This window comes from Myxococcus sp. CA023 (assembly GCF_010998615.1).
Lineage (GTDB): Bacteria > Myxococcota > Myxococcia > Myxococcales > Myxococcaceae > Myxococcus.
The window spans coordinates 54,926-75,543 of record NZ_JAAEAH010000028.1 but is presented as its reverse complement, the minus strand read 5'-3'; the positions used below and the strand labels follow the sequence as shown (position 1 = coordinate 75,543).

The 20,618-nt window shown below is 69.4% G+C and carries 15 protein-coding genes; 5 read left to right on the top strand and 10 right to left on the bottom strand.

The annotated features are described in order from the left end of the window. Positions 1-3: 3 nt before the first annotated feature. Positions 4-1,329 carry a hypothetical protein gene (locus F8M74_RS14660; protein WP_141257078.1) on the bottom strand — a complete coding sequence of 442 codons (1,326 nt, stop codon included), beginning with the start codon at positions 1,327-1,329 and terminating at the stop codon, positions 4-6. Between the two features lie 251 nt (positions 1,330-1,580). On the opposite strand from F8M74_RS14660, the gene F8M74_RS14655 reads away from it, so the two are divergent. Both F8M74_RS14655 and F8M74_RS14650 read left to right on the top strand, forming a co-directional pair. Further along, a complete protein-coding gene (locus tag F8M74_RS14655) occupies positions 1,581-2,027 on the top strand; it encodes a hypothetical protein (protein ID WP_228560653.1) in 447 nt (148 codons plus the stop codon). After that, positions 2,024-2,593 carry a DUF4123 domain-containing protein gene (locus tag F8M74_RS14650; RefSeq protein WP_141257076.1) on the top strand — a complete coding sequence of 190 codons (570 nt, stop codon included), beginning with the start codon at positions 2,024-2,026 and terminating at the stop codon, positions 2,591-2,593. The genes F8M74_RS14655 and F8M74_RS14650 overlap by 4 nt, the downstream gene beginning before the upstream one ends. Positions 2,594-2,658: 65 nt before the next feature. On the opposite strand, the gene F8M74_RS14645 is transcribed toward F8M74_RS14650, so the two are convergent. From F8M74_RS14645 to F8M74_RS14610, 8 genes are all read right to left on the bottom strand, one after another. After that, positions 2,659-4,434 (bottom strand): choice-of-anchor X domain-containing protein, encoded by a 1,776-nt coding sequence (locus F8M74_RS14645; RefSeq protein ID WP_228560651.1) that lies wholly within the window; start codon positions 4,432-4,434, stop codon positions 2,659-2,661. Between the two features lie 225 nt (positions 4,435-4,659). After that, positions 4,660-5,652 (bottom strand): cysteine synthase A, encoded by a 993-nt coding sequence (locus F8M74_RS14640; protein WP_141257074.1) that lies wholly within the window; start codon positions 5,650-5,652, stop codon positions 4,660-4,662. Between the two features lie 50 nt (positions 5,653-5,702). Then, positions 5,703-6,935 carry an ABC transporter permease gene (locus F8M74_RS14635; protein ID WP_141257073.1) on the bottom strand — a complete coding sequence of 411 codons (1,233 nt, stop codon included), beginning with the start codon at positions 6,933-6,935 and terminating at the stop codon, positions 5,703-5,705. Between the two features lie 4 nt (positions 6,936-6,939). Beyond that, positions 6,940-8,178: an ABC transporter permease gene (locus F8M74_RS14630; protein ID WP_090490608.1), complete on the bottom strand. Its 1,239-nt coding sequence runs from the start codon at positions 8,176-8,178 to the stop codon at positions 6,940-6,942. Then, positions 8,175-8,927 carry an ABC transporter ATP-binding protein gene (locus F8M74_RS14625; protein WP_141257072.1) on the bottom strand — a complete coding sequence of 251 codons (753 nt, stop codon included), beginning with the start codon at positions 8,925-8,927 and terminating at the stop codon, positions 8,175-8,177. The genes F8M74_RS14630 and F8M74_RS14625 overlap by 4 nt, the downstream gene beginning before the upstream one ends. Beyond that, positions 8,924-10,183, bottom strand: coding sequence for an efflux RND transporter periplasmic adaptor subunit (locus F8M74_RS14620; RefSeq protein ID WP_141257071.1), 1,260 nt, complete (start codon positions 10,181-10,183; stop codon positions 8,924-8,926). Before F8M74_RS14620 ends, F8M74_RS14625 begins: the two co-directional genes overlap by 4 nt. Then, the gene (locus tag F8M74_RS14615; RefSeq protein WP_141257070.1) at positions 10,180-11,526 is read right to left on the bottom strand and encodes a TolC family protein; all 1,347 of its coding nucleotides are present in this window, start codon (positions 11,524-11,526) and stop codon (positions 10,180-10,182) included. Before F8M74_RS14615 ends, F8M74_RS14620 begins: the two co-directional genes overlap by 4 nt. Further along, a complete protein-coding gene (locus F8M74_RS14610; RefSeq protein ID WP_141257069.1) occupies positions 11,523-12,275 on the bottom strand; it encodes a YIP1 family protein in 753 nt (250 codons plus the stop codon). Before F8M74_RS14610 ends, F8M74_RS14615 begins: the two co-directional genes overlap by 4 nt. A 172-nt stretch (positions 12,276-12,447) precedes the next feature. Between F8M74_RS14610 and F8M74_RS14605 the strand changes: the two genes are divergently transcribed. Then, positions 12,448-14,970, top strand: a complete 2,523-nt coding sequence (locus F8M74_RS14605; RefSeq protein WP_163884433.1) for an ATP-dependent Clp protease ATP-binding subunit — start codon at positions 12,448-12,450, stop codon at positions 14,968-14,970. Further along, positions 14,967-15,836 (top strand): Rossmann-like and DUF2520 domain-containing protein, encoded by an 870-nt coding sequence (locus F8M74_RS14600; RefSeq protein ID WP_216620051.1) that lies wholly within the window; start codon positions 14,967-14,969, stop codon positions 15,834-15,836. The genes F8M74_RS14605 and F8M74_RS14600 overlap by 4 nt, the downstream gene beginning before the upstream one ends. Here F8M74_RS14600 and F8M74_RS14595 read toward each other — a convergent pair. After that, the gene (locus F8M74_RS14595; protein ID WP_141254547.1) at positions 15,820-17,145 is read right to left on the bottom strand and encodes a hypothetical protein; all 1,326 of its coding nucleotides are present in this window, start codon (positions 17,143-17,145) and stop codon (positions 15,820-15,822) included. The genes F8M74_RS14600 and F8M74_RS14595 overlap by 17 nt on opposite strands. An 89-nt stretch (positions 17,146-17,234) precedes the next feature. Between F8M74_RS14595 and F8M74_RS14590 the strand changes: the two genes are divergently transcribed. Continuing rightward, positions 17,235-20,573 carry a hypothetical protein gene (locus F8M74_RS14590; protein WP_216620050.1) on the top strand — a complete coding sequence of 1,113 codons (3,339 nt, stop codon included), beginning with the start codon at positions 17,235-17,237 and terminating at the stop codon, positions 20,571-20,573. Positions 20,574-20,618 lie beyond the last annotated feature (45 nt).

Here is a 20,618-nt window from a genome sequence, read left to right as displayed (position 1 = left end):
GAATCAGCTCGCTTCCGGGGTGACAGGGGTGGAGGCAGCGGGAGCCACGGCGGTGCGCGGAGGCTCACCGGGCAGGGACAAGTCGGAGAGGAAGGCCCGCACACCAGCGCGGGTGGAGAGCACCATCAGCCCCAGCAGCGCGGCGAGGATCTCCAGCGTGTAGATGAGGCCGGTGTAGCCCTGGAGGATGACGGCGCCGGTGGGGACCACCAGCGTGGCGCCCCACAATCCCGCGAGCACAGACGTCCGCTCCTTCGGGAAGAGCCAGCGGACGTACACCACCACCGCCGCGCCCAGGCCCACCGCGCAGAGGGCGTAGGCGGCGTAGAAGTTCATGAAGGCCGCCAGGTACGCCAGCAGCACGAAGAAGAAGCCGTACACGGACGCCAGCAGGTACGTCTCGTGGAGCGCGAGCGAACGGCGGTGGCGCAACCCCAGGGCAGCGAGCAGTGCGAGCAGCCCCAGGAAGGGCACCCAGGCCCGGGTCGCCATCGTGCCCACCAGCGCGTCAAACGTCTTCTCCGACGGGAGGATGACGCCCAGGTTCACTCCCGACTCCAGCGACTGGAAGGCCCAATCCAGCGTCACCGCGTCGGCCGTGGTGTTCACCGACGACGCGGCCAGCACACCCGATGGGTAGTCGTAGTTCTCCCCTCCTTCGACGGCGACGTGGACGCGCACGTCCCGCGCGGGCAGCGCCGGATCCAGGCGGTACACGAATGAGTTCAGCCCCCGGGCGCGGTAGCGGATGGTGAAGCGGGACGTGGCGCCCTTGGCGATGCGGCCCGTCCACACCAGCCGGTTGCCGGACTCGCCCAGGTCCAGGCTGGACTCCGTGCCATCGACCAGGAACTGGAGCTCCGACAGCAGCACCTGCGACTTGTCCATCTCCATGGGGAAGATGAACGCCACGTCGATGTCGGTGCTCTCGCGGTTGACCACCGCGTAGTCGGCGTTGAGGGTGAAGTCGAAGCCGGAGAAGTAGCGCAGCCCGCGCTTGCGGTAGTTCATCTTCGCCTGCACCTCGACGTGCTGGCGGTCGAAGGGCAGCGGCTTCAGCTCGGTGAAGATGGTGCCGCTGTGCACGTAGCGCAGGGACGGCGCGGGTTGGGTGACGGGCGCGCCCCAGCGGTCCTCCACCCCGGCGGCCAGCTCCGAGTTGGCGAAGTCCGTCCGGTCCGCCACCTGCCCGGCGATGACGGCCGTGGCGAAGACGACGATGACCAGACTGCCGAAGACGTGGTGGGCCACGAGCCAGCGCAGGGCCCGGCGAAGGGCGCCTTCGGGCGCTCGCGGCGGACGGGGAGGCAGCGGAGGAGGTGCGTTCATGGGCGCAGGATGTGCGCCCCCCGTGCAACGGTGATGGCCCCCTTGTGCGGCTGCCAAGGAATGTTCGTGCAGATTTCGTGCAGGCCGGGATGCAGCTTCACCCGGCCCCGGGTACACTCCGAGTCCATTCCGCGTCCTGGACGCGGCCCTTTCCCTGAAGCCCCGACAAGGTCGTCATGTCCGTCCCTGGAATCGGCTTCCCTGGCCCCTGGCGGCTCCGCTCTGGAGCCGAAGAATACGAACTGCTCGTCATGCGAGCCGTAACGGCCCTCGACGAGCGGGAGTGCGTCCCGGCCGAGCACATCACCTGGCAGCTCGACCATTGGCTGACCTCCGCCCGCAGGCCCCTGCTGGAGATGTACGAGGCCTTGGGCGGCATCCTTCCGTGGAACGCCAGCTCGCTGGACCGCGCCCGGCAGGACGCCCGCGTGCGAGACCGGCTGGTGCAGGCGCTGGAGCGCCGTGAGCTGGTGGCCTTGCGCGTGCAGCGCCGCGCCGCCGCCTGGGCGTGGCCGGAACCGGCCCTGCCGCCCCCCCGGCCCGAGCCCGAGGTCATCCCCCTGGCGCGCCCGCCCGTGGAGGTCTTCACCCTCTTCCCTGACCCGGCACGGCAGGCCGAAGCCCTGCGCCAGGCCGCGGCGGCGGGTGTGCCGTTCTGCGAGGAGTGTGAAAAGCAGAAGCAACGGGCCGCGGCGTGAGCGCACCGGTCCCCCAGATTCCGGGTCTGCTTCAGTGGGTGCGTCAGGCCACGGAGGAAGCGCCCACCTCGGCGCTCTACGCCATCCTGGACGGGGCGCGGGCCCCCAACATCCACCGGCTGGTGCTCACCTGCGGCCTGACGCAGAGCTGCCTCTATGCGGGGAAGCTGCCGCCGGAGCTGGTGGAGGTGGCGCCCTACCTGGTGCAACTGCGGCCCGGAGCGCCCGCCACGGAGCAGCTGCTCGCCGCGGGCTGGGGCAAGAGCTGGGGCATCTTCGTGCAGAGCCCGGCCCACCCGGACGCGCTGCGGCGGCACCTGCGGCGCTTCCTCAAGGTCAAGGACGCCAACGGCAAGCCGCTGGTGTTCCGCTACTACGACCCGCGCGTGCTGCGCGTCTACCTGCCCACGTGCACGGACGACGAGTTGGACTTCCTCTTCGGCCCCATCGAGCAGTTCTTCGCTGAGTCAGAGGACGGCGGCAGCATGCTCGCCTACGCGCGCCGTCCCGAGGACGCGCCCCTGGACGCGCCGCCGCTGTCCATCCTCCCGACGCCGCTCATGTAGCGGCCTCGGCCGCCCTCCCCGGGGCGCACCGTTGAATCGATGCGCCCCGGTCGGGCTTCCCCGCGTCAGTGCGCGGAGAGCAGAGGCCGGTCGAACGCGCGAGCCAGGCAGGACTGGTTCGCCACGCTGTCCAGGTTCGTGTTGCGCATCTGGATTTCGTAGAACGGACGGCTCAGCGACGTCACGACGGGGTCCTGCACCCAGAAGGCCGTGGAAGGACTGGCCATGCCCGTGGCGAGGAAGGGAGACAGCATCCCGTTCTCATTGATGTGCGTGAAGCGGGTGCGCGTTTCGCGGCCGTGGCAGCCGTTGCAGGTGTTGCGCGAGAAGATGTGGCGGGCGTCGTTGACGGAGATGCCCAACGAATGCCAGTACGAGTCCGTCACCGACGAAATCCACGGGAACGCGCCGAGGAACGGCGTGCCCGCCGTCGGGTACGTCGGCGGCACGGTGTAGCTGTTGGCTAGGATGGCGGGCGTGTTCGCGTTGATGAAGTCACGCAGCACCGTCGTGTTGTTGTGCGAGTCGCCCGGCGTCAGCACCGTCGGCTGGCCCTGCAGGCGGTTCACCGAGGGGCCCGAGCCCATCAGGTGGAACTCACGCAGCTCCCACGGGTAGCGCAGCCACTCCTCGTTGGTGCGGATCTGGTTGATGGCGCTGCCGTTCGGCTTGCGGGGCGCGGCGTTGCGCACCACCACCTGCTGCGTGAGGCTCGTCAGCGCCGCATTGTACGCCGAGCTGCCCAGAATCATGGACGGCGCCGACAGGTTCAGCCACCCCTGCGCCCAGGTGCGGACCGCGTCACAGCTGGCGTGCGGGACGCCGTACTCGAAGATGACCAGGAAGGGCCGCACGCCACAGGTCCCGCTTGAACGATCCACCGCGGCGAAGACGAAGCGCAGCTCGCCCGCGTTACCAGAAGCGTAGGCGGACGGCCCCGCGCCGGCGCCCAGGTCCAGGCGGTTGACGATGGCCACCAGCTTGAACGGCGACCGTGCCAGATCCAGCGCGCCGCTCGCGCGCGGCCACGGCGTGAGGATGCGCGCGGTCATCGCCGGGCGCGCCGGCACCGTCCAGCCGTTGATGTTCTGATTCACAGTCCACTGACGCAGCCAGTGCTCCGTCAGGTTTGCTGGCGACACGTACGAGCTCGCCATCTCCCGCATCAGGTGGTTGAACGTCCACACACCATTCGGGTTGCCGGCGTTCGTGCACGGGTCATACGTGCGCGTCGGGTCATTGACCACGTTGGGGTGGGTGATGATGAGCGAGTTCTCCGGCTTCACCGCGTGGGAGATACCCGCGGGGAAGATGGGGATGGGGACACCCGGCCGGAAGACGTCGGGCGACAGCGGCGTGAGTACGCGCTCGGAAACGCGGACGCGGTTGTCGAAGGTCGCGACCGTCAGCGGCGTCTGGGGATTGCGCTCCTGGAACTCGCGAATGCGGTCCTGCGTGGCGCTGTGTGTGACGAAGTCCACGTCGCCAATGGCGGAGAACACACCGTCACCGGCCTGCTCGTCACCATTGAGGCCCTCGTCGTTCAGCACGAGCGCCTGCCCCGAGTCCGACACCACGGGAACCTGCTGATGCACCTGCCCCTGCGCGAGCTTCGCGCGGATGAGGCTGCGCGTCTTCGACGTCAGCGCGCTGTCGAGCGCGATGGCATCCATCGAATCGATGATGGGCGCGGCGCCCGTCTGCGCCTGCTCCTGCGCCGCGGCGGCCGGCTCCTCCGACGGGAGGGATTCGGGGCCACCACACCCTGCGAGCAGGGATGCGGCGACGACGCCAGACCAGGCGCGCAACACGCCTGGAAACTTCTTGGAGGACTGCTTCATGGGGGACTCCTCGCGGGTAGACTGCAACGCGGCCTTGTGCACCCCGCAGGCCAGAGTCCTCTTTCAACGCCATTAAGCGCAGCGCGTGCGCCGCCGCTGGTGGCAATGACAAATCACGCCACAGCGTGACTCGCCCTGTAACAGCAGACGTCACAGGCTCAAGGGAGAGTCATTGCAGTCCCAGGGTGTTGAATTGCAGCACGGCCACCCGAGTACCCCGCACTGTCAATCCACGGGAAGTGGCCTGACCTCCAGCTGCTTGGACGCGAGGAACTCTGGGTTGAACACCTTCGACGCGTAGCGGCTGCCGTGGTCGCACAGGAAGGTGACGATGCGCAGCCCCTCGCCCCGGTGACGTCGCGCCAGCTCCCACGCGGCGCGCACGTTGAGGGCCGCCGATGTGCCCACCACCAGCGCGTCCTCGCGCGCCAGGTGATAGAGCATCTCCACCATCTCCTGGTCACCCAGGCGCATGGCCTCGTCCACGCGGGCCCGGCGGAAGTTCTCCGTGAGGCGCATGATGCCAATGCCCTCGGTGACGGAAGAACCGGGCCCTTCCATGCGCCCTTCGCGCACGTAGGTGAAGAGACCCGAGCCCGGCGGGTCCACCAACACCACGCGCACGGAGGGGTTCTTCTCCTTCAGGTAACGGCTGACGCCGCCCATCGTCCCACCGCTGCCCACGGACGCCACCAGCACGTCCACGCGGCCCTCGCACTGCTCCCAGATTTCGGGGCCCGTCGTCTCGTAGTGGTAGTCGCCGTTGGCCGGGTTCTCGAACTGGTTCGCCCAGAAGCCGCCCTGCGCTTCCGCCAGCACGCGGGCCTGGTGGAAGAAGTGGTTGGGATTGGCGAAGGGCACCGCGGGGACCTTGCGGACTTCCACGCCCATGGCCTCCAGCAGCTCGTACTTCTCCCGGGCCTGGTTGTCCGGCATGGTGACGACCACGCGGTACCCGCGCTCGCGGCCCAAGAGCCCCAGGCCAATGCCGGTGTTGCCCGCGGTGCCCTCGAAGATGGCTCCGCCCGGCTTCAGCAGGCCCTGCGCCTCTGCGCGCTGAATCATCCCCTTCGCGGCGCGGTCCTTGATGCTGCCGCCGGGATTCATGAACTCGGCCTTCGCGAGGATTTCACACCCCGTCTGCCGGCTCAGCGAGCCGATGCGCAGCAGCGGGGTGTTTCCGACGGAGTCCCAGAGCGTTCCAATGCGAGGCGCCATGGGCTGTGCTTAACGCGAAGGGTGGCGCCCGTCACCGGGAACCACCGCCCTCAGTCCGCCCGCATGGCCTCCACTGGATCCAACTTCGCCGCCCGGGCCGCCGGGTAGATGCCGAACAGGAGCCCCACGCCGCAGCTCATGAACAGGGCCAGGCCCACCGCCCACGGGGGCACCTGCATGGGAAAGCCCATCATCCAGTTCCCCAGGAACACCAGCCCGAAGCCCAGGCCCAGGCCCAGGGCACCGCCCATCAGCGACAGCAGCACCGCCTCCGTGGCGAACTGTCCCAGGATGCGGCGCTTGCGCGCGCCCAGCGCCTTGCGCACGCCAATCTCCCGCGTCCGCTCCATCACCGACACCAGCATGATGTTGAGGATGCCAATGCCGCCCACCACCAGGGACAGCAGGCACACGCCCACGCCCGCGATGGTGATGACCTGGGAGAGCTGATTGAACGACGCCGTCACCGACTCGTTCGTGTGCAATTCGAAGTCGTTGGGCATGTTCGCCGGAACGTCGCGGCGGCGGCGCATCAGCGAGGCCACCTCGTCCTGCGCCTTGCTGAACAGCTCCGGGGACTTCGCCTGCACGCTGATGTCCAGCGAACGCTTCTTCCCGTAGAGCTGGTGGAAGACGCTCAGCGGCATCATCACCTGGTTGTCCAGGCTGAACATGCCCAGCATGCTCCCCCGCTTCTGGAGCAGGCCGATGACGCGGAAGGGCCGGCCCTTGATGCGCACCTCGTGGCCCACCGGATTCATGCCCGGAAAGAGCGCGTCCGACACGTCCGTCCCCAGCAGCACCACGTAGCGGCCGTCCAGCGCCTCCACTTCATTGAAGTAGCGCCCGGCCTGCACCGACACCCCGCTCACCAACGGGTAGTTGGCGGGCGTGCCGAACACGCGGACCGAAGGCCGCGTCTCCGAGCTCGCCGTGGCCAGCTTCTGGCCACCCTCGTCGTCGGTGGGAACCACCGTCCCCACCGACGGGCAGGACTCCTCGATGGCCCGCGAGTCGGGCATCTCGAAGTCCTTGCGCTTGGCGAACTTGGCCCAGTTGATGCGCCCGAAGCCGCCCGCGGGCCACTTCGTCACCTGGAAGGTGTGGGCCCCCATCCGTCCCAGGTCGTTGTTCACCTTGACCCGCAGGCCCTCGATGAGCCCCATCATGGTGATGACCGTCGCCACGCCAATGACGATGCCCAGCAGCGTCAACAGCGAGCGCAGCGGGTTGCCCAGGAAGGTGCCCAACGCCAACCGCAAATTGTCCAGGAACGCTCGCATCGCGCTACTCGTACCGAAGGGCTTCCACGGGGTCCAGGTTCGCCGCGCGCGCCGCCGGCCAGATGCCGAACAGCAGGCCCACCAGCGCGGCGAAGCCCACCCCCGCCACCACGGTCATCGGCTGCACGTCCGCCGCAAGCGGCGTGATGAGCGACACCACCTTGGCCGTGCCCAAGCCCACGGTTGTCCCCAGCAGGCCTCCCACCGCGGACACGCTCGAGGCTTCCATCAGGAATTGGAAGACGATGGTCCGTTTCCGGGCGCCCAGCGCGCGTCGCACGCCAATCTCCCGCGTCCGCTCGCGCACCGACACCAGCATGATGTTCATGATGCCGATGCCGCCCACCAGCAGCGTGATGAGCCCCACGCCCACGGCCACGCCGTACAGCGCGCCCGTGAGCTGCTCGTACGTCTGCGCCATGGCCTCCGGCCGGTTGATGGAGAAGTCGTCCTCTGCCCCCGGAGGCGTGGAGCGCACGCGCCGCATGATGCCGGTGAGCTGGTCCTCCGCGGACCGCATCTGCGAGGCATCCTCCACCGCCATGGCAATCTCGAAGCTGCGGCCCTTGCCGAAGCTCGAATAGAACGTCTTGAAGGGGATGAAGACGATGAGGTCCATGCTCTCCCCCACCATCTTCCCCTTGCGGCTGAGTGTGCCCACCACCTGGAAGGTGCGGTTGTCGATGCGAATCGACTGCCCCACCGGACTGACGCCCGGGAAGAGCCCGTCCACCACGTCCGCGCCCACCACCGCCACCGGCCGCGTCGTCGCGTCGTCCGCCTCGGTGAGGAAGCGCCCACCGGTGATTTCGTAGCCGGAGATGTTGAGGTACTCGTGCGTCACGCCCTGGATGCGCACGGTGGACATCTGCTCGCCGCCATGCGCCACGTCCGACAGTCGTGACACCGCCGGGGACATGGCCGTCACGAAGGGCGCCAGCGTGCGCAGCCGGTGCATCTGCTCCAGGGTGAAGTTCTTCCGGTTGCGGTACTTCCACCAGTCGCCCTTGATCATCCAGGGCCACTTGGACACGTACATCGTGTTCGCCCCGAAGGTGGCCAACTGCTTGTGGAAGGACGTGTTGAGCCCCTGGATGATGCCGACGATGGCCAGCAGCGTGGCCACGCCGATGCCAATGCCCAGCGTGGTCAGCACCGTGCGCAGGCGGTTGGCCTTCAGGGAGAAGACCGCGATGCGTGCGCCCTCCAGCACATCCACGCGGAAGGCGGAGCGCTGGCTCATGCGCCCCCCGCGTTCAGCACGTCCGTCGCCGTCCCCATGGCCACCGTGCGGCCGTCGCCGTCCGCGACAATCTCTCCGTCGCTCAGGCGGATGGCCCGGGGGCAGCGCGCCGCCAACTTGGGCTCGTGCGTGACGAGCACCAGCGTGTGGCCCGCCTTGTGGAGCTGCTCGAACAGGCGGACGATCTCCTCACCCGTCGCCGAGTCCAGGTTGCCCGTGGGCTCGTCGGCCAGCAGCATGGAGGGCTCGGACACCAGCGCGCGGGCAATGGCCACGCGCTGGCGCTGACCACCGGACAGCTCGTTGGGCCGGTGGTGCATGCGGTGGGTGAGCTGCACCTTGTCCAGCGCCGCCTTGGCCCGCTCGCGCCGCTCCCGCGCGCCAATGCCCCGGTACACCAGCGGCAGCTCCACGTTGGCCAGGGCCGTCTCCTTGGGCAGCAGCTGGAAGGTCTGGAAGATGAAGCCAATCTCCACGTTGCGGATGACGGCGAGTTCGTCGTCGCTCATGCGCGACACGTCCTTGCCGTTCAGCATGTACCGGCCGCTGCTGGGCGTATCCAGACAGCCGAGCACGTTCATCATCGTGCTCTTGCCAGAGCCGGACTGGCCGATGATGGCCACCCATTCGCCCCGGTTGATGCCGAAGGAGACGCCGCGCAGCGCGCGCACCTCTTCTCCACCCACGTGGAAGACGCGGGTGATGTTCTCCACCTGGATGAGCGGTCCCGCGCCGCTGGCCTGACTCACGACTTCCGACCGCCCTTCATTCCCGCGCCCTGCTCCGGCTCACGCACGATGTCGCCGTCGTTCAGCTCCTTCGACAGCGTCCGGTACGGACCTTCAATCACCCGGTCGCCATCATTGAGTCCGGAGACGATCTCCAGCTCCGTGTCGGAGGCGATGCCCGTCTGCACGCGGCGCACCTGCGCCTTGTTGCTGCTGTCCACCACGAACACGACCTTGGCCAGCGACTCCGTCCGCTTCGCCGTCAGCCCACCGCCTTCGATGGGCGCCTTGTAGTCCGGCAGCGAGCGCTCCGAGCGCACCGTCACCGCCTGGATGGGCACCAGCACCACGTCATTGTGCGTCTCCGCGGAGATGCGCACCTCGGAGCTCATGCCGGGCAGCACGTTGGGCGGACGGGTGTCCAGCGCGACGGTGATGGGGAAGCTCGTCACCTCGGCCTCGGTGCCCTCGTTCTTGATGAGCGCCTTCTGGGCAATCTCCACCACGGAGCCCGAGTACGTCTGGCCCTCCAGTGCGTCGAGCGTGATCTCCGCGGGCTGGCCCGGCTTGAGGTGCACCACCTCGTGCTCGCCCACCTCGAACTTCACCTCCATGGCGCTGAGCGCGGCGATGGTCATCACCACGTCCTCGGACAGGTCCGAGCCACGAACACGCTCACCCACTTCACGCGACAGCTCGATGACGTTGCCGTCGATGGGCGACACCAGCGTCGTGCGCGTGAGGTCCGTCTGCGCCTGGTCCACGATGGCCATGTTGCGGGCAAGCATCTGCTTGGCCGACGCCAGCCGCGCATCCCCCGTGTTCTTCGTGGCCCGCGCCGTCTCCACCTCGGCGGTGGACGAAAGGCCCTTCTTCGCCAGGTCCTCCACGCGCGCGAGCTCCAACTGCGCGCGGCCCACCTCCACCTCCGCCACCTGCACGTCGGCGCGGGAGGCGTTCAGCGACGCCAAGGCCTGCTTGTGCGCGGCCTGGTAGAGGCGCGGATCGATGCGGCCCAGCACCTGCCCCTTCGTCACCGCCTCGCCGTCCTTCACCGCCAGCTCCACCAGGTCACCGGAGAGGCTGGACGAAATCTTCACCGTCGTGGCCGCCTGCACCTTGCCCGCGCCGGTGATGGTGCGGGTGATGGAGCCCTTGCGGGCCTTCGACAGCTGGACTTCGAGCGACGGCGGAGGACGGTCCTTCAACCCGCCCGCGGTGATGGCCGCAGCACCCAGGAACAACGCGCCAGCAATGGCACCCTTCCACCACTTCATTTCGACTCTCCCGGGCTCAGGGCGCCCATGGCCCGCTGCAATGAATAGCGGGCGATTTCGACATCGATCCTGTTTTCCAACAAGGCGAGTTCAGCGCGCGTCAGGCTCAGCTGCGCGTCGCGGACCTCCAGGGTGGAGCCCGCGCCAGCGCGGAAGCGCGCCTCCTGCATCTCAAGGCCCTGGACAGCGGCCTCGACGTTCTGCGCAGCCAGGCGGGCGGCCTCCAACTGGGCCTCCAGCGTGCGGTGCGCTGCGCGAACCTCACCTTCGATTTCCCGCGCCGTCTGCTCCAGCGTCAGCTGCGCCTTGCGGATATCCGCCTCGGCGCGACGGGAGCTCGCCCCCGTGGACAGACCGGTGAACAGGTCCCAGCTCAACCCGACGGCGGCAGTGAAGCGGTTCTGCAGGCGCGGCTCGGTGAACACCAGCGAGGCGTCCGGACCGCCGCGGTTGTAGAGGCCCTGGGCCACCAGGCGCGGCAGGTACTCCGAGCGGGCAATGGACTGCTTCAGCTCCGCGGCGCGGATGCGCAACTCCAGCGTCCTGAGCAGCGGCCGGTACGCTCGGGCCGACGCGAGCGCCTCGTTGACTGACGGCGCGGGCGGCGGCTCGGTCGTGAGCACGCCCGGGTCCTGGGCCGTCAGCACCTCGGTGCCCGGCCGGGCCAGCCACACAGCGAGCTGGGACTGGTCGTTGACCAGTTGCCCGAGCCTGGCGGTGTAGTTGATGCGGTCGGTCCCCAGGTTCACCGTGGCGGTGATCTCTTCATTCTTGCCCGTGCGGCCCGCGTGGAAGAGGGCCTGGGCCCGCTCCACCTGCTGCTCGCTGCGCTCGACGGTGGCCTTCAGCACCTGGAGCGTGGCCTGGGTGCGGTACAAGGTGAAGAAGCGGCGGATGGCCTCCAGCTCGGAGGTGTCCGCCTCTTCCCGCGCCTGCCCCTTCTGCGCGTCACGCACCACGCCGCTCTGCTCCAACTGCTTCCAGCGGGCGCGGTCGTAGATGATCTGCGTGAGCGACAAGCCCAGGTCGTAGTTCTGGGTGCTGGTGGAGGGCGTCTCCACCGCGTTGCGGATGAAGCCTCCCGGGTTGGCCGGGTCCGGAACCGTGGTGAACTCCTGCCTGCGGCCGAACCAGATCTTACCGGCCGACGCATCGAGCGAGAGCTGCGGCAGCAGCACCGAGCGAGACAGGTTCACGTCCTCGTCCGCGATGGCCACGTCCAGCAGGGCCTGGATGGCCGCGACGTTCTGCCGGCCCTCCGCGCGTGCCTGGTCCAGGGTGATGGAAGTACCGGAGTCCGAGGGAGCGGCGGCCAGGGCGACCGCGAGCACGAAGGCGTTCATTGCACACCTGCCTGGGCGGGAAGGCCGATGAGGAAGATGCCCGCGTACATGGCATACAGCGCCACCGCCAGCAGCAACGCGCGCCCACGGCTCATCCCGGTGGCGGCGGAGAAGCCCAGCCCCAGCAGGCCCGTGCTCCAGAGGTTGAAGAAGTCCACGGTGGACGCCACGCGCTGCATCTTCGGACTCAGGCCTTGCAACACGGCTCCCAGATTCGACGGTACGAGGTTCATCACCCGCGCCACGGTAATCGAGTGCTGCGCCGCGACGCAGAGGGTCAGGATGAGGTGGTAGAGCGCGATGGGCAGCAGCGCCAGCACGGCCGCGGACAGCAACTGCTCGAAGGACGCGGGCCGGTCGAAGAGCCAGCTGGCCACCCACAGGATGCAGGCCAGGAGCAGCGCCATCAGCGGCATCAGGATGACGCCCTTGGCGATGCCACCGACCAGCGCCTTTCGCGACTCCGTTTGGATCTTGTCCGTGAGGTCCGCCTCCGACAGCCCCATCAGCTGACCAGAACCCTGGAGCTGGCGGATGACGTCAGGCGCGACGTCCCAACGGAGGGAAAAGAGCGTCCCGGAAGCGGACACGCACAGGGCCAGGATGAGGAGAGGCCACACCCATCGGCGCGCCTCGACGGCAGCACGGGTCCCATCGAGGGGATCGACGAAGACGCGGGCCGGTTGAGCAAGAGAAGTCATATGGTGGTGGAGGTCTCGGAGCGAAGTACGTCGCTCGTCCTCAGGCAATTGCCTGGCCAGCCGAAGAAAGGTGCCGAACAGGCAGGCAGCCAGCCAAATTCCGCTGACGGACGCTTTCTACTCCAGGGCTTTACGGCACATGTAGCGGCCTGTAGCGGAAATTTTGCCGGACGCCCCAAGAGGGTGTATTGCGCTCGTCTGGTCGCTTGCCGGAGTTCGAATGGTCGATAGCACGGACCTCGCGCAGGTCCTCCACGAAGCGAATGACATCGCACAGAGCGTGGTTCAGAGGGTCACCTCCGCCCACGTGCTCCTGGCGCTCTTCACGGTGGAGAACCGTGCACAGCTGCTGCTCAAGGAGCGAGGCGTGGACGAGGACGCCATCCTCCAGCTGCTGACGGCCGCTCCCGCGGAGCCGGACAGCCTGCTCCGGGAGCTGCGCGAGAAGACCCGGGAGATCGCCTCCAATGTGGGCTCCCAGGAGGCGGACTGCCTCCACCTGCTCATCGCCGTGGCCCGGGTGCGCTGCGCGGCCCAGGAACTGCTGCTACAGGCCGGGCTGGACCTGGGCGGTCTCATGCGCGTGGCGATGTCCTATTTCACCAGTGGTCACATGCCGCGCCGCCTCCAACTGGGCCGGTCACAGACCCTGGGCCCCCGGCCCGCGAGCCGCCCCCTGGGCGCGCCGCCGTCTCCCCTTCCGGCCTCCGCCGTCACGCTGAGCCTGCCGCGCTCCCGGCCCGGCGCCCCGCCGTCGTCGCCCCCGCCCTTCACCGCGCCGCCACCCCCTCCGCGCTACAGCACGCCCGCGCTGTCGCCGCGCGATCTCATCGACGTGGACGAGGAGCCGGAAGCGCCGCCGCCCGCGCCCGTGGCACGCGCCGCGCCGTCCCCTGCCCCGACCTCCACGGCCGCCCCTGCACCCGCGGGCCGGCCGGCGCAGTCCGCCGCCGCGTCGCCCGTGCTCGACGCCAAGGCCTATCCCCTGCTCACCTCGCTGGGCCGCAACCTGAGCCAGGCCGCCCACGAGGGCCGCCTGGACCCGGTGGTGGGCCGCGCGCGCGAGGTCGAGGAGGTCATCGACATCCTGGGCAAGCGGCGCACCAACAACCCCTGCCTGCTGGGCGAGCCTGGCGTCGGCAAGACGGCGGTGGTGGAGGGCGTGGCGCAGCGCCTGCTCGAGCTGCGTGGGTCGCTGTCGGAGAAGGTGCTGGTGGAGCTGGACATGGCCACGCTGGTGGCCGGCACGCAGCTGCGCGGCTCGTTCTCCGAGAAGCTCAACGCGCTGAAGGAAGAGGTCCGCCGCGCCGAGGGCCGCGTGGTGGTCTTCATCGACGAAATCCACACGCTGGTGGGCGCGGGCTCCACGGGTGACGGTCCGCAGGACGCGGCCAACGAGCTGAAGACGGCCATGGCGCGCGGTGAGTTCCCCTGCATCGGCGCCACCACGCACGACGAGTACCGCAAGTTCATCAGCACCGACCCGGCCCTGGAGCGCCGCTTCACCGCCGTGGTGGTCAACGAGCCCTCCGTACCGGAGACGGTGGAGATCCTCCGCGGCGTCATCGGCCGCTACGAGGAGCACCACGGGCTGCGCTTCACGCCCGAGGCGCTGGAGGCCGCGGCATCCCTCGCCAGCCGCTACGTGACGGACCGCTTCATGCCGGACAAGGCCATCTCCGTGGTGGACCTGGCGGGCAGCCGCTGCCACCGCGAGGGCCGCGACGTGGTGGAGCCCGCCGACGTGGCGCGCGTGGTGGCCAAGCTCGCGGGCGTTCCCGAGGAGCGCCTGCTGATGAACGACTCGTCGCGGCTGCTCCGGCTGGAGCAGGACCTGGCGGAGCGCGTCATCGGGCACTCGGAGGCAGTCACGCGCATCGCCCGGGTCATCCGCCGCAACTACGCGGGCTTCGCTTCGCGCCGCCCCATGGGCAGCTTCCTCTTCCTGGGCCCCACGGGCGTGGGCAAGACGGAGATGGCCCGCGCGCTGGCGGACGTGCTGTTCGGCAACCGCGACGCGCTGGTGCGCCTGGACATGAGCGAGATGTCCGAGCAGCACGGCGTCTCGCGCCTCATCGGTTCGCCCGCCGGCTACGTGGGCTTCGGTGAGGGCGGACAGCTCACGGAGCCCGTGCGCCGCCGGCCCTCGTCGGTGGTGGTGCTGGACGAAATCGAGAAGGCGCACCGCGAGGTGCAGATGCTCCTCCTCCAGGTCCTGGAGGAAGGCCGCCTGACGGACGGCAAGGGGCGCCACATCGACTTCTCCAACACCGTCATTGTCATGACGACGAACCTGGGCGCGGAGGCCTTCTCCCGCACCGGCCGCCCAGTGGGCTTCGGCGCGGATTCCGCGGGCCCCGGGGACGCCATGGACATGGCATCTTCGGTGGCGCGCAAGGCGCTGCCGCCGGAGCTGTGGAACCGCATCGACGAACGGCTCCCCTTCCGTCCCCTGGCGGAGGTGGAGGTGGCACGCATCGCCACACTGCTGCTGGAGGAGAGCAGCAAGCGCCTGGCCACCGAGCGCGGCATCGAATACGTGGCGGGCGACGACGTGGTCGGCCACCTGCTGAAGTCCGGCGGCTTCGACCCGCAGCTGGGCGCGCGCCCCATGCGGCAGATGGTGCAGCGGCTGGTGGAGGGCCCCCTCGCGGAGCGCATCCTGTCGGGTGAGTTCGGCACGGGCGACCGCGTGCGCATCGCGGTGAACTCCGGACAGCTTCAGTTCCAGCGCGAGCGATGAGCCCCGGCCCCCGCCGCCGCGCAGGGCCTTCGAAACGGCGCCCACCCGTCGTGATTGTCGGGATGGGCCGCCTGGGTGGCGCCCTCGGGCTGGCGCTCCAGGCGAAGCGCTGGCCCGTGCACATTCACTCCCGCACGGATGAAGGCCGCGAGCGCGCGGAAGCACTCGGCTTGAAGACGGCCGCTCCCGCGGACCTGAAGCGGGCCCGCGTCATCCTCCTGTGCGTTCCGGACGCGGCGGTGCCCGCCGTCGCACAGACACTGTCCACCACCCTCCCCCGCACGGCAGCACTGGTGCACACTGCGGGCGCGCTCTCGCTCGATGCGCTGGGCACGGCCAAGGGCCGGAGTCGCGGCTCGTTCCATCCGCTCTGCGCTGTCTCCTCGCCACGTGACTCGCTGGCGGGCAGCACCGTGGCGGTGAGCACCCCGTCACGCACGCTGCGGGAGGTGCTGCGTCACATGGCGGCGGACGCGGGGCTCCGCGTCATCGAGGTGCCAGAAGCCCACCGCGCGGCCTACCACGCGGGCGCGGTGCTCAGCGCTGGAGGCCTGGTGTCGCTGGCGGATGCGGCGGTGGCGGCCCTGGGCGCCGCGGGAATCCCTCCAACGGACGCACTGGCGGCCCTGTTGCCGCTGATGCATTCGGCGCTGAGGGGATTGGAGACCCGGGGTCTCGCGGGGGGACTCACCGGGCCCATCGTCCGCGGAGACTCCGGCGTGGTGGCGGCGCACCTGGAGGCGCTCCCCTCGGACGTCGCCCCCCTCTATCGGCTGCTGTCGCGGCGCGCGCTGGGGCTGGCCGGAGACCGGCTGGAGCCCACGTCGCGCGCCGCGCTGGAACGGCTGCTCAAGCCGTCAGGATGATGGAACCCTGCAGGGCCTTGCGCACCACGGCCAGGGCCTGCTCGGACGCGGCCTCGGCCTCGGTGAGCCGGCGCAGGGACAACTCGCCGCCCTGAACCTGCGTCACGGAGCGCTTCAGGTCGGAGAGCAGCGTCAGCGCGGCCTGCAGCATCTCCTTGCCCTGCGGCGACTCGGTGGCGGGCTTGCCGGCAGCCTTCGCCACGTACTCCGTGAAGCGCTGGAGCGTCTCCGCCGTCTTCGCGGGGTCGAACTGCTCCAACAGCGACTGGATGCGCGCGGCGTTGATGCGGATGAGGCGAAGCGCGCCCACCCGGCCGAAGCCCGGGTGCACCAGGCCGATGTCACTCATCTCGAACGCGCCCAGCAGGCCCTCGTCGGGGGCCTTGTGCGCGTGCGGCACCAGGTCCACGAAGAGCGGCAGCGGGTCCGCGCCCTGGCGGAACATCTCCAGTTCCTCCTCGTCCAGCGGCGGGAAGTTGGCCGGGGTGCCGATGAACAGCAGCGGCAGCACCAGGTCGTGCCAGAAGTCCTCGGGCGCCGAGCCCGTCCCACCGATGGTGCCGAACAGGTGCGCCATCAACTCCGCCAGACGCGGCGCGCGCTCGGCCTGGTCGATGAGCGACTTGGTGGTGTCCAGGCGCTGCAGGGACTGCACGATCTGCCCCTCGAACTGCTGGCGCGCCTCGGGCGGCAGCGGCGGCTGCGTGCGGCCCAGCGCGTTGCGCACGTCCCGAGCGAGCCCGTCCGGCTTCGTCTCCAGGGCCGTGGCGGCCTTCTTCGGGTCCAGGACGACGAACTGGAGGAACCCGGGGTCGAAGAGGCGCTGGTAGTCCACCGGCGTCAGCTTGGGCGCCTGGCCTCCCAGGGCCTGCGCCGGGTTGCCGCCAAAGCGGGCCTGTCCCAGCGAACGGCGGATGTCCGCAGCCAGGTCTTCCAGGCGGGCCAGCTTGCCCTGCCCCAGCGAATCCATCACCGCGCCGAACGGCGACAGCATGATGATGGCCTCCGGGAAGCCCAGCGTGGCGCCCTCCGGCGAGTCGCGGTTGGGGAACCAGAAGGCCTGGTGCTCCTGGATGAGCCGCAGGGCGAACGCCCCCGCCAGGCCCAGCGCGATGGTCTGGTGCTCCGGCTTGTTCACCTGGAACTGGCCGCCAGTCAGCTGCGCGATGGCGGGTTCAATCTCCACCCAGGGCGCATTGAGCAGGTCGACCGGCTTGCCGGTGGCCTGCTCCAGGGCAGTGGCGACCTGCATCTGGGCATTGTGAACGTGCTGCGGAACGGGATGCGCCTGGGTGGCGGGTTCGGACATGGCGGAATCCAGACTCGGAAATAGGAAGGCGACGGGGCCATCCCTTACCGTGAAATTCGCGGTCGTGGCTACGATTTGTGGCCTGTAGGATGGCCCGCATGCCCGCTTCCCGCTGGTGGCTTCGCTGGGCTGTCCTCGCCACCTGTCTCCTGCTGACAAACGGCGGGTGTGCCTTCGTCACACCCCGTTTCCCCCAGAACATCCAGGCCTCGTTCGCTCGGGACGAGATGCGCAAGCTCACCACCGAGTCCCTGGAGCTCTACTACCCCGCCCAGCTCCGGGGCGCGGCCCTGCGCATGGCGTCGCGGCTGGAGGGCTGCGTGGCCCGCCTCCACGAGCAGACGTGGGGGAAGAAGAAGCGGGACCGGGTGCTCGTCTACCTGACGAGCTCCAACTTCAACAACGCCTACGTGGTCCCGGATTACGCCAGCACGCCTCAGCAGATGGTGATGCCTTCCCACCTGACGCTGGAGCTGTTCCACCTGTTCAACCTGGGCGAGGTGGACGTCGGCGACGTGGCTTGCCACGAGGCCGTCCACTACGTGCAGCTCCAGCAGACGGACGGGGTCTGGGGTTTCCTCAACCTCGTCACCGGGGGCCTGTTCCAGCCCAACTCCTATACGGAGTCGTGGTTCCTGGAGGGCCTGGCCACCTATTACGAAGGCCAGTTCGACAAGAACGCGGGCCGGCCGCACAGCCCCATCTGGCGCGGCTGGTACGACTCCGTGGTGCAGGCCACCGGTGGACGGCTGAACCCCGGCTACCTGTCCCCCGAGCAGCGCGCGCTGGACCCGTTCGGCGGCAATTACATCACCGGCATGCACTTCGTGGAGTACCTCGCGAAGCGCTACGGGGAGTCGAAGCTGTGGAAGCTGGTGGATGAACAGGGCGGCTCCCTGGCGCCTCCGCTGGCGGTGACGCTGCGCTTCAAGCGTGTGTACGGGCGGGACATCGGCTCGCTGTTCGCGGAGTACACGCAGTCGCTACGGCGGGACCTCCAGGTGCGCGAGCGGCCCGCGTCGCAACGGACGTGGGTGCCCGACGCGGGCTACTTCTCCCGACTGACCTCACACGCGGCCACGGGGACCACCGCGACGATTGGCGTGGGCCGGGAGCGCTACACCCGGCTGACGGTGCTGGAGCCGGACGGCCGCGTGCGCTTCGAACGGCCACTGGTGGAGCTGCTGCCCGGGCGCCGCTGGGTGCTGGGCTCCGCGACGCTGGTCAGCGGCATGTCGTTCAGCCGCGATGGGGCGTGGCTGTACCTGGTGATGGCCGACCTGAACGTCGAAGGCGGCTACACCGCGCGCCTGTGGAAGGTGGATGCACGGACGGGTGACGTCGTGCGGCTCTGGGACGACGTGGCGGGGATGGGCGGAAGCATCACGCCGGACGAGTCGGCCTACGTCTACGTCCGCGTCGATGGGGATTCGGCCAACGTGGTGCGGCTGGATTTGGAGACGGACACCCGGAAGGCCCTCACCGACTTCGGCGCCAGCACCTCCGTGGGGCCGCCCGCGGTCGCACCGGATGGCGAGCGGGTCGTCTTCCCACTCTCAGGGGACGCGGGTTGGGACCTGGTCCTGCGGGAAGCGGATGGACGCCTTCGGTGGCTCACGCGCGATGGCCGCTTCAACTACTCGCCCAGGTGGCTGGATGATGAACGCCTCGTGTTCCTCCGGGAACATGAGGGGCGGCTGCAGGCCCACGTCCTCACGGTGGCGACGCGAGAGGTGGTTCGCATCACGGACGCGCCACACGTGGTGATGGACGTCCATCCCGTGGGGACCGAGGAGGTCGTGTTCCTCAACCGGGACGGTCTGAACTTCACCATCGATCGCGCGCCGCTGGAGCCCATTGCGCCAGCGGAGGCCGACGCTGGCACTGCGCGCGTGGAGGTGGCACGGCACACGGTGCTGGCGCAGGCGCCCCACCCTTCGGCTACGTCTCCCGAGACCGAACCCGGAGCGCCCCGGCTCCCCGAAGTGCGCACGGAGACTCCGGCATCGGAGTCGGAGCAAGCGCCCACGGCCGCACCTTCCGAGTCCGAGTCCGAGTTCGCCGCGTTCCCCATGCCCGGCGCGCCGGTCCAGGCCCATGCTGCGCAACCGCCCTCGCCGTCAGAGGACGCGCCGGGCATTGGAGCACCGCCCTCCGAGCAGCTCCCCACCAGCCCTGCCGAGGGCGCCGTACCTCCCCCTCCTGGGCCCCCTTCGGAGCAGCCTGCCACCGAGGACACCGCACCGCCGTCCCCATCTCCCGCGGCCGAAGACGCGCCCACGGCGCTCACGGGTCTCGACGGTCCTGTCGAAGCCCCGCCTGACCCGGGCACGGAGCTCCAGATTCTCTCGGACGAGCCCTACTCGCCGCTGGAGCGCTTCTTCATCCCCGAGCTCCGCGTGCCCTACCTGCTCGCGGGAGCCGACCCCGACAACACGGACGACACGTACGTGATGGGCGGGCTGGCCCTGGCGGGACAGGACCGGCTCGGCTTCCACGCGTACTCGCTGCTGCTCTCCTTCGACTCGCGCGAAGACGCCCCCAGCCTCTCGCTGGCCTACGGCAACGCGCAACTCGCGCCCTGGTACATCCAGGTGTCGGGCGCGTACATCCGCCAGAATCAGCGCACGGACCTCCAGGCCACGGCCTTCGCCTCGCGCTCGTTCTGGACGACGCCGGTGACCTTCGGCGTGCTGGCGCTGCGCCGCGAGTACGACGCCACGGACCGCTTCCCGCGCATGCTGACGCGCATCGTCGGCCCGGAGGTCTCCGTGTCGTACTTCGCGGGTGACGCCACGTCCTATGGCAGCACCCAGCGCGGCCTGGGCATGACGGCGGCCGCGGGTGTGTACCCCGGCGCATTCCTCCAGGACTCCACCATGGGCGATGTGCGCCTGGGACTCGACGCCTTCACGGGGGGCCTTCCCTTCACGGGGCGCGACAACCTCCGCCTCACCGCCGTGGGGCGCTTCCTCCCCGGCGCGCCGTCCGGGCTGCTCCAGGTCGGCGGCCTGAGAGCGGGGCAAATCTGGTACGCCAACCGCGAGAGCCAGCAGACCGCCCCCCTGCCCCTGCAGTTGCAGCCGGGCATCGCCTTCAGCGAGTACCTGCGCGGCTACGAGGACCTGGAGATTCGCGCGCGCAACGCGCTCATCGGCTCCGCGACGTACCAGTACCGGGTCCCCATCGACTACGGATGGGCCTCCACGCTGTGGCTCTTCCCGTCCCTCTTCGTGCGCGACGTCGGCGTCGAGGCCTTCGGCTCGCTGGCCCGCACCGACAACCGCGCCAACCATGCGGCCGTGGGGGCCTCCGCGTCACTGCACCTCACCTTCGGGCAGGCGGTTCCGGTGTCCCTCTATTACCAATACGCCTACCGCTTCGAGCAGGGCCTGGACCACCTGCACCTCATCGGCTTCGGGCTCTGACTTGTGGGCCTGCCCCGGCTGCTTACCCCTCAACCTGCTCGCGAA